The 11706-nt window shown below is 60.8% G+C and carries 11 protein-coding genes; 3 read left to right on the plus strand and 8 right to left on the minus strand.

Going from position 1 to position 11706, the window contains the following annotated elements; all coding sequences use genetic code 11:
* Positions 1 to 68 precede the first annotated feature (68 nt).
* The 4 genes from recJ to AB9K37_RS04480 form a co-directional block, all read right to left on the minus strand.
* Positions 69 to 1817 (minus strand): single-stranded-DNA-specific exonuclease RecJ, encoded by a 1749-nt coding sequence (gene recJ / locus AB9K37_RS04465; protein ID WP_369835737.1) that lies wholly within the window; start codon positions 1815 to 1817, stop codon positions 69 to 71.
* Between the two features lies 1 nt (position 1818).
* On the minus strand, positions 1819 to 2781 hold the full coding sequence (gene glpX, locus AB9K37_RS04470; protein ID WP_369835738.1) for a class II fructose-bisphosphatase: 963 nt from the start codon (positions 2779 to 2781) through the stop codon (positions 1819 to 1821).
* A 63-nt stretch (positions 2782 to 2844) separates the two neighbouring features.
* Entirely contained in the window at positions 2845 to 4131 is a 1287-nt protein-coding gene (locus AB9K37_RS04475) for a homoserine dehydrogenase (RefSeq protein ID WP_369835739.1), read from the minus strand.
* Between the two features lie 110 nt (positions 4132 to 4241).
* The gene (locus tag AB9K37_RS04480; RefSeq protein WP_072705811.1) at positions 4242 to 4466 is read right to left on the minus strand and encodes a hypothetical protein; all 225 of its coding nucleotides are present in this window, start codon (positions 4464 to 4466) and stop codon (positions 4242 to 4244) included.
* Between the two features lie 115 nt (positions 4467 to 4581).
* Here AB9K37_RS04480 and AB9K37_RS04485 point away from each other — a divergent pair, with 115 nt between their 5' ends.
* Positions 4582 to 5169, plus strand: coding sequence for a TetR/AcrR family transcriptional regulator (locus tag AB9K37_RS04485; RefSeq protein ID WP_072705901.1), 588 nt, complete (start codon positions 4582 to 4584; stop codon positions 5167 to 5169).
* Between the two features lie 41 nt (positions 5170 to 5210).
* On the opposite strand, the gene AB9K37_RS04490 is transcribed toward AB9K37_RS04485, so the two are convergent.
* Positions 5211 to 6122 carry a pirin family protein gene (locus AB9K37_RS04490; RefSeq protein ID WP_369835740.1) on the minus strand — a complete coding sequence of 304 codons (912 nt, stop codon included), beginning with the start codon at positions 6120 to 6122 and terminating at the stop codon, positions 5211 to 5213.
* Between the two features lie 423 nt (positions 6123 to 6545).
* Here AB9K37_RS04490 and AB9K37_RS04495 point away from each other — a divergent pair, with 423 nt between their 5' ends.
* A complete protein-coding gene (locus tag AB9K37_RS04495; protein WP_369835741.1) occupies positions 6546 to 7022 on the plus strand; it encodes a hypothetical protein in 477 nt (158 codons plus the stop codon).
* Positions 7023 to 7026: 4 nt separating this feature from the next.
* Here AB9K37_RS04495 and AB9K37_RS04500 read toward each other — a convergent pair whose 3' ends face one another.
* From AB9K37_RS04500 to AB9K37_RS04510, 3 genes are read right to left on the minus strand one after another with little or no spacing between them, the layout of a single operon-like run.
* Positions 7027 to 7629: a TadE/TadG family type IV pilus assembly protein gene (locus AB9K37_RS04500; RefSeq protein WP_369835742.1), complete on the minus strand. Its 603-nt coding sequence runs from the start codon at positions 7627 to 7629 to the stop codon at positions 7027 to 7029.
* 1 nt (position 7630) lies between these two features.
* Positions 7631 to 8167: a TadE/TadG family type IV pilus assembly protein gene (locus AB9K37_RS04505; protein WP_369835743.1), complete on the minus strand. Its 537-nt coding sequence runs from the start codon at positions 8165 to 8167 to the stop codon at positions 7631 to 7633.
* Positions 8164 to 9870 carry a pilus assembly protein TadG-related protein gene (locus tag AB9K37_RS04510; RefSeq protein WP_369835744.1) on the minus strand — a complete coding sequence of 569 codons (1707 nt, stop codon included), beginning with the start codon at positions 9868 to 9870 and terminating at the stop codon, positions 8164 to 8166. Before AB9K37_RS04510 ends, AB9K37_RS04505 begins: the two co-directional genes overlap by 4 nt.
* Before the next feature lie 266 nt (positions 9871 to 10136).
* On the opposite strand from AB9K37_RS04510, the gene AB9K37_RS04515 reads away from it, so the two are divergent.
* Positions 10137 to 11567: a Glu/Leu/Phe/Val dehydrogenase gene (locus AB9K37_RS04515; protein ID WP_369835745.1), complete on the plus strand. Its 1431-nt coding sequence runs from the start codon at positions 10137 to 10139 to the stop codon at positions 11565 to 11567.
* Positions 11568 to 11706: the final 139 nt, after the last annotated feature.

Raw genomic sequence — 11706 nt, forward strand, 5'->3', positions numbered from 1 at the left:
ATCATTTTTCAGAATTCCGAAAACCCACGTGATAACAAAGCGGTATTTGAAAACCTTTGCGCGGAGTCTCAACCTTCGGACGCGGGCGCCGCATCTTCGAGCCGCAATTGAACGCTGGTGCGCCCCTGCCAGTGATTCAGTTCCAGACGCCCGGCGAGATGGAATGGCGCGCCATTATGATTTTCGAGCCGCGACCCGAGGTCCGTGTCATACGCGCCAAAGCAAATGCCCTGCAGGCGTCCCCCCATGCCGTCGGATACGGTCAGCCGCAGATGGCTTTCGCCGACGCGCTTGGCAAAGGTGATCTTGCACGAGGGCAGGGCAAAGCGCGGCCCCGGCGCACCCGCGCCATAGGGACCCGCCGATTCCAGTTGCTCGATCAGTTCAGGTGTCGCCGCGCCAGGCATGATCGGGGAATCGATGCGCAGAGCGCGCGGACCGCCAGCCCCAGCGCCTTGGCGTTCAAGCAGTTCTGACAGCCGCGCCATCGCGGGCTCCAACTGCTCTTGCGAGACGGTCAGACCAGCCGCCATCTTGTGGCCGCCGCCCTTGAGCAGCAGTCCCTCTTGGGTCAGCTTGTGGATTGACGCCCCCAGATCAACGCCGTTCACCGAGCGGCCCGACCCTTTGCCTTCGCCATCCGCGAAACCGATCACGACCGAGGGGCGGTTGGTCGCCTCTTTCAAGCGCGAGGCGACGATACCCACGACGCCCGGATGCCAGCCGTCGCCCGCAGCCCAGACCAAAGGGAGCTCCAGACCGCGCCCCTCGGCCTGTTCCATCGCGGCGGCGCGCACGGCCGCCTCGATCTCTCTGCGTTCTGTGTTGTAGCCATCCAGCCGATCGGCCAGAGCGCGTGCTTCGTGTGGATCTGCGCAGGCCAACAGGCGCGCGCCCAAATCGGCTTGGCCCACGCGGCCACCGGCGTTCACGCGCGGCCCCAAAACAAAGCCAAGCGAATAAGAGGTCGGCGCAGTGTCCATCCGCGACACGTCGCACAGGGCAACCAGACCGGGCCGTTCGCGCCGCGCCATGATCGCCAGACCTTGACGCACCAGCGCGCGGTTCACCCCGATCAGCGGGGCCACGTCCGCAACAGTCGCCAACGCCACCAGATCGAGCAGGCCCATCAGGTCGGGCCCTTTGGCACCATCCTCGCGCAACTGTCGTCCCGCCTCGACCAGCATCAAGAACACGACGCCTGCCGCGCACAAATGCGCCAGATCACCGGACTCATCCTGCCGGTTCGGGTTCACCACCGCCACGCAATCAGGCAGGGTCTCTAGCCCCATATGGTGGTCCAGCACGATGACATCCGCGCCTTGGGCCGCTGCAATCGGTTCAAAGGACAGCGTCCCGCAGTCGACACAGATGATCAGGTCATGATCCCGCGCCAGCGCCTGCATAGCGGGCACGTTGGGGCCGTAGCCCTCGTCAATACGGTCTGGGATATAGAGCGTTGCCTCGCGGCCCATCGCCCGCAGCCACACCAGCAGCAGCGCCGCTGAGCTGCCCCCATCCACGTCGTAATCACCGAAAACCGCAATCTTCTCGCGCCGTTTGACTGCAGCCAAAAACCGGCGCGTCGCGACCTCCATGTCCCGCATAGAGCGCGGGTCAGGCAGCAGGTCGCGCAGCTGAGGACGCAGATACTTTTCCGCACCATCCGCAGAGACCCCGAGCCGCGCCATCACACGGCAAAGCGGCTCTGGCAGGCCGGTCTGTTGGGCCATGGCCAGTCCCAAACGCTCCACTTCGGGGCCGGGCCCCTCCCATGTGCGTCCGGTCAGGGAATACTCTACGTCCAGAAAGGCCAAATCAGCTGCGTGTCCTCGGAATACGGTAGCTCATGCGCCGGATGGATCCGGTTTTGCTGCGCATCAGCAGGGTTTCGGTCTGCACATAGCGCGGGGCACGGATCATGCCGCGCAACAGGCTGGAGTTCGTCACGCCGGTTGCGGCAAAAATCACGTGGTCGGTGACCAGTTCATCCCGCGTATACACGCGATCCAACTCGCGATTCCCGAAGGAGCGGGCGAGGTGGCGTTCATCTTCATTGCGATAGATCAGCTGCCCATAGAAATGCCCGTCCAAGCATTTCAGCGCTGCCGCCGCCAGCACACCTTCGGGCGCGCCGCCGGACCCCATATACATGTCGATGCCGGTGTCTTCGGGCTCTGCGCAGTTGATCACCGCAGAGATGTCGCCGTCAGTGATCAGACGCACAGCCGCGCCGGTGTCGCGCAGCTCGTCGATCATGGGCATATGGCGCGGACGCTCCAGCATGCAGACGGTCACGTCCTTGGGTGCGCAGCCTTTGGCCTTGGCCAAGGCCTCGATGCGCTGGGTCGGGGTCATGTCCAGCGTGACCGTGTCCGGCGCGTAGGTGCCGCTAAAGGCCAGCTTTTCCATGTAAATATTCGGGACCTGCGTGATTGACCCTTTGGGGGCCATTGCGATCACGCTCATGGCGTTGGGCAGGTCCTTGGCCGTCAGGGTCGTCCCCTCTAGCGGGTCCACGGCCACATCAAGCTCGGGACCATCACCGTTGCCGACCGAAGAGCCAACGCTCATGCGGTTCGTGTCGGTTTCACCGATCACAACGGTCCCGCGCAGGTCCAGCCGGCTGAGTTCGGCTTCCATCGCTTGACCTGCCGCCTCGTCCGCCGCGCGCTCATCGCCGCGCCCGATCAGATACTCAGTGGCAAGAGCTGCTTTTTCGGCAACGCGCCCCAGTCCAAGGGCGAGCATACGGTCCTGAAAATCATCCGGCGCAGACATAAAAACTTCCTTTTTGGTAATACGCCCTGCCTCTAGCCTATCGAAACAGGGCGCAAAAGTCAGTTAAACCTGCTCAATGCGCAGAGCGACGGGCTCTGCGTCCAAGACATTGGTCGCAGGCAGCGCCGCCAGTGCGCTGTCCAGCGAATCGCGAGTGCACTTGTGGGTCACGATCAGCACAGACGCGGTCGACTCGTTGTGTGCAGTCTGGCGCATCCGGTCGATCGAGATGCCAGCTTCGCCCAGAATGGTCGCAACTTTGGCCAGAGCACCGGGTTTGTCGGCCAGTTCCATGCGCAGATAGTAGGGGGCAGGGACCGCACTGCGGGCCGACTCCGCCTGAACCAACTGGTCCGCCGGAACGCCAAAGGTCGCGATCTTCAGACCGCGTGCGATATCGCAGATGTCGCCCATCACAGCGCTTGCGGTCGGACCTTCGCCCGCGCCGGCACCGCGCAGCACGATCTGGCCCACGCTGTCCCCTTCGAGGATGCACATGTTGGTCGGCCCTTCGAGCGCGCCAAGGGGCGAATTCGCAGGCACCAGACAAGGCGACATACGGCTTTCCAGACCACGGCCAGACATCTGTGCGACACCCAGCAGCTTGATCCGGTAGCCCATGTCGCGCGCATGGCGGATGTCGGAAATCGAAATGCGCTCAATGCCTTCAATCTCGATCCCGTTGAAGTCCACCTGCGTGCCAAACGCGATCGACGCCAGAATGGCCAGCTTGTGGCCCGCGTCGATGCCGCCCACGTCCAAGGTCGGGTCTGCCTCGAGGTAGCCAAGCGCGTTTGCCTCGTCAAAGACGGTTTCGTAGGTCAGGCCCGCGCTTTCCATGCGGGTCAGGATGTAGTTGCAGGTGCCGTTCATCACGCCCATGACGCGGGTGATCTGGTTGCCTGCCAAGCTCTCGGTCAAGGTCTTGATGACAGGGATGCCGCCAGCGACCGCCGCTTCGAACCGCAGATTCACGCCTGCGCTCTCGGCCTCTTCGGCCAGGGCCTGACCGTGGATGGCCAGCATTGCCTTGTTGGCGGTGACCACGTGCTTGCCAGCTTTTAGGGCGGCTTCGGTCGCGGCTTTGGCGGGGCCATCGCTGCCACCCATCAGTTCGACGAACACGTCCACATCATCACGGGTCGCCAGTGCAACGGGATCGTCTTCCCATGCGAAACCGCTCAGGCTGACGCCGCGATCCTTGTCGCGGGTGCGCGCGGACACGGCGCTGATTTCGATCTTGCGACCGGTGCGGGCGGACAGCAATTCGGCTTGCTGTTTCACGATCTTGACGACGCCGATGCCGACGGTGCCCAGACCGGCAATGCCAAGGCGCAGGGGTTGGGTCATCGGGGCCTCCAGTTTTTCTGTCTTTGGTTAGTTCTGATCGCGCGCCATCTAGCCGCTTTTGTGGACCGCTTCAATGCGGCGCAGGGGCTATTGGCGCAATAGACGCAGGTTTATTGGGCCTGAGCCGCCAACCGGTCGGCCCGCGCCTGCAGCGCCGCCATGGATTCGTCGTCCGAGTCCGTCGGCGCGGGGGCAGAGATGCCGGGGGTCAACGTGATCAGGTCGGGGTAGGGGGCCGTCTCGACATAGGCGCTTTCGACCTCGGTCAGGTCGGGCATCGGCTCGCATGCCGCCAACAGGCAGGCAAGGCTGGCAAAGCAGATGATCGGGCGCATGCGGGCTCTCCGTCGGCAATCAAATGGTCCAGACCTGCATAGGCAGACCCGACCTTCGCATCAAGCACGAACGGAGGGCTTTGCCATGAACGTCCGTTCAGTTATTGATGGGGATATGGCACGTACCACAGGCTCTCATTCCGACATCACTGGTCCCCGCATCCGCGAGGTCGCCCTGCGTCTTTTCGCGGCCGAAGGCTATGCCGCCGTTTCCATGCGGAAAATCGCAGCCGAGGTGGGGGTGCAGGCAGGGGCGCTGTACAACTACACGCCCGATAAACAAAGCCTGCTGTTCGATCTGATGCACAGCCACATGGAGGACCTGCTGGCTGCGCGGTCAGAGGCTGGCACCACAGGCACGCCGACGGATCGGCTCGAAGCCTTCACGCGGTTCCACATCAGCTATCACGAAGAGCGCCCGCACGAGATTTTCATCGCCTACATGGAGCTGCGAAACCTGACGCCGGAAAACTTCGCAGTGATCGAAGAATTGCGCGGCAAATACGAGGATGAACTCTCGGGCATTCTGCGCGCAGGGGTCGAGGCAGGCGAATTCACTCTGGTCGATCCGCGCGTGGCGACCCGCGCCATCATTTCGATGCTGAACGGTGTGACCACGTGGTACCGGCGCGAAGGGCGCCTGACCCTGACCGAAGTCGAAACGATCTACTGGGACATGGTGCGCAAGGCGGTCGGGGCCTAAAACGACAAGCCCCCGCGCAGTGCGCAGGGGCCAAAGCTGTTTTAGTGGGCGGGCTTGATGAATGTCCCGTTGCGCAACTCCCGCATCGCCTGCTGCAATTCGGCCTGCGTGTTCATGACGATCGGGCCATGCCATGCCACAGGTTCCTGAATCGGGGCGCCGGAAATCAGCAAGAACCGGATGCCTTCTTCGCCAGCCTGCACGGTGATTTCCTCGCCCGTGCCGAACCGGATCAGGGTGCGGTTGCCCGACATGTCGCGAATGTTCACCTCTTCGCCCATGATCTCTTTCTCCAGCAGTACGCCGGTGGGTGCACTGGCATCGGCAAAGGCACCGGCCCCCTCGAACACATAGGCGAACGCGCGGCGGTAGGTGTCGATCTTGAAGGTCTTTTTCACGCCCGCAGGCACAAAGATATCCAGATACTGCGGATCAGCGGCAATCCCATCGACAGGGCCGGTCTTGCCCCAGAACGATCCGACGATCACCTTGACCCGTGTGCCGTCGTCATCGATGATTTCAGGGATCTCTTTGCCCTGAACATCCTGATAGCGCGGCGCGGTCATTTTCAGGCTGCCGGGCAGGTTCGCCCACAGCTGAAAGCCATGCATCTGTCCGTTCTCGTTCCCCTTGGGCATTTCCTGATGCAAGATGCCGGACCCAGCCGTCATCCACTGCACATCGCCCGCGCCAAGCGTCCCCGTGTTCCCCAGACTGTCACCGTGATCGACGGTGCCGTTCAGCACATACGTGATGGTTTCGATCCCGCGGTGGGGATGCCAAGGGAAGCCACGCTCGAAATGCTGCGGAATGTCGTTCCGGAAGTCATCGAACAGCAGGAACGGGTCCAGCTCTGACGGATCATGAAACCCAAAGGCACGGTGCAGGTGCACGCCCGCGCCCTCCATCGTGGGCTGGGCAAGGCGGGTTTCTAGGGTCGGTCGCAGGGACATTGGCGCATCTCCAATTTGAAGTTACGCCAGATATAGGGTGCCCCGTGGGCCTTTCCAAACCTTAGCTCTGTGGGGCTGAACAGGGGTTTCGTGCGAAACTGCACATGCGCGCATTCGGAAATGTGCAAGTAAAATCAATGGTTAATGCGGAAATGCAACGTCAGTCCTGCACCTGTCGCTATAGCCGAATATGATATTATGAGTTACATATATGCCTACACGGCGAGACGGTCAGCAAGTTCCCTGCAGACCATCGGACCGGGGTGCAAGTAGCCGCTCTCCTTGCACTCATACTTACAGCGGGGGTTTCGGCCCCCGTATTTTTTTGCCCAGATTTTTGGTCCTGATACGGGTCTACGTTGACCTCTGGGCCTGCCCGTGCGACCTGATTGCACTGAAATGATCCAGCGCAGGACAATGGTTATGACCGATAGCATCTCGATCCGTATCTCCCCGTCGCCTATGCGCATCTGGCTGGGCGTGGCCGCCATGATGGGGCTGGGCGCGATCCTGATTTATCTGGCGCTGGGGCATACGCCTGTGACCTTGGTGTTGCGGGGCTTCCTTCTGGTGTTCGCGGGGCTCGCCATCTTTGGCGGTTGGAAAATGATGCAATCGGGTCAGCTGTCCCTGATCCTAGAGGGCGACAGCCTGACAGACAGTGCCGGCCGTGTGGTCGCCACCATCGATAATATCGAAAAGGTCGAACGCGGGGCTTTCGCGTTCAAACCATCGCACGGGTTCCTGCTTCACCTGAACGAACCCATGCCGCGCGCATGGTTTCCGGGGGTGTGGTGGCGCATGGGGCGCCGCGTGGCCGTTGGCGGTGTCCTGCCCGGAGGCGAGACCAAGGCCGTGGCCGATATGATCGCCGTCCGCAAATCCGGCATGGAACTGTAATTCCCTAGCACGCTTCCCAGCAGACCTGCGGAGTGAAGCGTGGGCGTGTGATCACGTTCGCCGCCATCTCGAACTTGTCCATGTCGAGCCGCATCGCGAGCGGAGGCGCCCATGTGCCATCCTCTCTGCGCAGGCCATCCGGGACGTTCACATCGGTTCGCGACTCGACCATGATAATGCGCTCACCGTTCTGAAGAATGGGCAGTGAATCCTCCATCCCGGTCAGATCGGCGTCATTGAGCGTGTTCGTGATCAAATCGCCGCGCACACGAGACCAATCCACGAGGTAGGCGTCGCTCGTATCGCTCCAGCGCAACACCGTGAATCGCAGACCGTACCCGGCGCGCCGGCCAACGATTTCGGTGTAAACCTGCTCCATCCCGTTGAGAAAGTCATCGTCCATCGGCACCGTCTCGCGCGAGATCGCATCCGCGATGGCATAGGACGCCTTTTGCGAGAGGTTGTTTGTACGAAACCCGTCGAACAGCACCAAAGAGATCAGGAACAGGGTCAGAATCGGCGGCATATACAGGATAGCCTCTAGGGTGATGCTGCCATCGGTGCGCTTCAGGAACCGGCGCAGCTTCTGGTGAAGTGCATTGATCATATCAGGGCTCCTGAACAAAGGTACTCAGCGCGATCAGGGCGACACCCCCGTCAGTTTCGCGCATCATCGCATTCCCGATCGGCAAAGTCGGAAAGATCGGTTCGATTCGCGCGCAGGCCCGCATGAGCATCAGTTGGTTCGGCTGACCGGGGTTAAAGTTCACCGCAGGCCGGATCGGTTCAGAGTTGTCGCGGCAATCTGCTTGGGCGGGTAGGCCCGCAAAGGCGCGGGGCGACACGACCTGCATTTCCAGCATCAAGTCGGTGAAACAGTCCGACCCAAGCATGCCAGAACCCTCGCAGATCAGGGTTTTCAGCTCGTCATAGGTCGGCTGGTTGTTCTGGGTTGCGATCCGGACTTCTCGCACTGCGATATCCAGTCCGCGCTCCAACGAAGTGGCCCGCAACATCCAAACGCAGGTCTCGATGCTCCAGAGCAGGGCAAAGAGAAAGATCGGAAAGACCATGACGAACTCGACCGAGGCCGTGCCGTCGTCGCGGCGCAGGGCGTTCCGCAGGGATTTGAGAACACACATCATTGGGTCAGTCTCAACTGGTTGATCTGGCGACCGATGGCCGAGAAGACCTCTTCGATTTCGACGCCGGTGACGTCAAAATAATGGGATTCGGTCGACGCACAGTTGCGCAGGACGGTCTTGCCGTTGTCGGGGGCCTCGAACGCGACCGTAAAGATGATGATCCCGTTCGTTTTGGACGCGTTGCAGATTGAGTTCAGGCGGGCGTTGGCCGTGGCTGCGTTTGCCGTCTCTTCATAGGCGTAGGCGTAATCGTAGAACTGATCGAGTGGCGCACGCCGATCATAGTAGGGGTATTCAATGAACTTGTAAGCCATTGATGCGGTGGCCCACCGGGCAAAGGTCTCGGGGTAGGTCATGCGACGTGCGTTCGATCCGCCGTCTATAGAGCTATGGTAGCGGTACCTTTCCTCGTACTGTTCCAGCCGTTCCCAGAAATAGATGGTTCCGTGGTTGAATCTGGACAGATCGTAACTGAACCGGTCGTCAGCGGGGTTGCTGTTGCCGCGATCATCAATCCAGACGTACGAGTCTCCACTACGGAATTTGTCTTGCAGGTCGTATTGGCTGGTGTTTTCACCATCCGTCATAAGGACAATAACCTTGAGCGTATCTTCGTCGTCAAAGTCGGCAGGGCGGTCTGCCGCGCGCGCATCGACCCACGCTGATCCGGCGATTTGTTGCGTGATCGGGCGGAAGGCCGGATCAAGAAGGGCTGCCCCCCACTTCATGCCGACGTCAATTGCCGTGGCGCCGCCCGCAGTCAGGGCTTTGATGTGGGCCTTCATCCAGCCCGTGTTGTTCGCCAGAGGCCACAGCGCGGCGGTGTCTCCCGTCGGGCACCACGGCTGAGTGATAGATGTGCTGTTCTGATCGTTCGAGTAGGGATCGAAATGGGCCACGCGCTGATAGGTTTTCGACAGCGACAACGCGGTGGTGTTAAAATCCTCGGAGCTGAAGCTCATGCATTGAGAGTAGCTATGCTCGGTGGTCATTGGGAAGTAGCCCGCCATCTGGGGGCCCACATTCACTGTGGCGGAGTAGGGGACGATAGACACGGTGGTCATGCCATCCTCACCCTCTTTGACGACCGCATCGACAAAATCGCTGGCCGCGGTGTGCATCCGGTCGAGACGTCCGTTATTGCCCATGGACCCGGACACATCCAGCACCAACGAGATTTCCACGTTGTTCACGGACTCTTCGGCAGCGCCAGATGCACGGGCGGGCATACTGGTGCCATTGGCTTCGAAATTGTCCATGGACTTTGAATCTTTGTCGTAGGCGTAGGGCGTGTCCGCATTCTTGCGATAGCCTGCGTCGGTCGCGTTCAGAAACACGGTCGGCACGTCAATTGACGCCGTCGCCTCGACTCGGCGCATGTTCAGGCCTTCTTCGACGTTGATCGACGTAAGAGACTCTTCGATCCCTGCGGCACGAAAGTAGCTGCGCACCACCTCTTCGGGGTCTGCCATTTGGTCAAGGTCTGCTGCAGCCAGAACCGCACGGTCCAGAGTGTTTTGAAGTCGCGTCCGCTCGAACTCGTGCATCATGACGTCGATTGCGATGTAGCCGAACCAGATCATGAAGGGGAATTGCCAGAGGAACTGAAGCGAGATGACACCATCCTCGTTGCGCCCAAATTGGGCGCAAAAGCCCTTGAACCGGCGGGCGATTGTATTGGTGGTTTGCTCCGACTTCTTCATCTTACTCTCGAAAAAGGTCACTCATATTCGAAAGGGTGTATTTCAATACCTTATGGCAGGATTGGGGCATCCGGCGGGCAAACTTGGGGTAATAGTTAATTTTGTATTAACGGAATTTCCTTTTTGTTTGGCGTAGTTCGATGATGCCTGCCTCGAAGGATAGGCATCGTCTCGATAGTTCAGATGCGCGGTGCAGGTGATTGTGGGAGGCTGTTTTATCCACAGGCGTGGAGAAGATGGTCAGTAATCAAGGGAGAGGCCTGCCGATGCGTCCACCAAAGGAACCGACATTCCGCGAAAGCGTCGATATGATGTTCAACCGCGCCGTGGCGCTGATGGACTTGTCCCCGGGCCTAGAGGAAAAGATCCGTGTGTGTAATTCTACATATACTGTCAGGTTCGGGGTGCGGCTGCGCGGGCAGATATTCACATTTACAGGTTATCGCTCGAACCACTCCGAGCATATGGAGCCTGTAAAGGGCGGCATCCGCTATGCCCTGTCCGTCGATCAGGACGAGGTCGAGGCCCTGTCGGCGCTCATGACCTTTAAGTGCGCGCTGGTCGAGGCGCCGTTCGGCGGCTCCAAGGGCGGGCTCTGCATCGACCCCACCCAGTGGGAGGTCAACGAGCTAGAGCAGATCACCCGCCGCTTTGCCTATGAGCTGATCAAGCGCGACCTGATCAACCCCAGCCAGAACGTGCCCGCCCCTGACATGGGCACTGGCGAGCGCGAGATGGCTTGGATCGCGGACCAATATGCGCGGATGAACACCACCGACATCAACGCCAAGGCTTGCGTCACCGGCAAACCCCTGAACGCGGGCGGGATCGCCGGACGGGTCGAGGCCACGGGGCGGGGTGTGCAATACGCCTTGCGCGAATTCTTCCGCCACCCAGAGGATATCAAGGCCGCAGGCCTCAAGGGCACGCTCGAGGGCAAGAAAGTCATCGTGCAGGGTCTGGGTAATGTGGGCTACCACGCGGCCAAGTTCTTGGGCGAAGAAGATGGCTGCAAAATCATCGGCATCATCGAGCGGGACGGCGCGCTCTTTGACGAGAGCGGGATCGACGTCGAAGCCGTCCGCCAGTGGATCATCAAACATGGCGGGGTCAGCGGCTATCCCGACGCCGCCCACCACGCCGAGGGCGCCGCGGTTCTGGAAGAGTCGTGCGACATCCTGATCCCCGCCGCGATGGAAGGCGTGATCAACATGGGCAACGCCGACCGGATCAAAGCGCCCCTGATCATCGAGGCCGCGAACGGCCCCGTCACGGCGGGCGCGGACGACATCCTGCGCAAGAAGGGCACTGTGATCATCCCCGACATGTACGCCAACGCGGGCGGTGTGACGGTGTCGTATTTCGAGTGGGTCAAGAACCTGAGTAAGATCCGCTTTGGCCGGATGCAGCGCCGTCAGGAAGAGGCGCGGCACGAGCTGATCGTCAAGGAACTGGAGCGTCTGGACCACTATCTGGGCGACAGCTGGTCGATGACACCGGATTTCAAAGAGAAATACCTGCGCGGGGCAGGAGAGCTGGAACTGGTCCGCTCTGGCCTCGATGACACCATGAGGATTGCCTATCAGGCCATGCGCGAGGTCTGGCACAGCCGTGATGACGTTGAGGATCTGCGGACGGCCGCCTATCTGGTGGCGATCAGCAAGGTTGCGATGAGCTATCAGGCCAAGGGACTGTAGCGCTACACTCTGCGGCGGCGGGGCTGTTTGGTCTACGTGGAGCCGTGAGTATTTTTGCAAAGCAGAAAGAGGCAGGTCCGCGCGAAAGGGTGGGCCTGTCTCTGCGTTCGGGGGCTGGACATCCCGCGAGCGTGGGGGG

The sequence above is a fragment of the Donghicola sp. XS_ASV15 genome (assembly GCF_041224595.1).
GTDB lineage: Bacteria > Pseudomonadota > Alphaproteobacteria > Rhodobacterales > Rhodobacteraceae > Donghicola.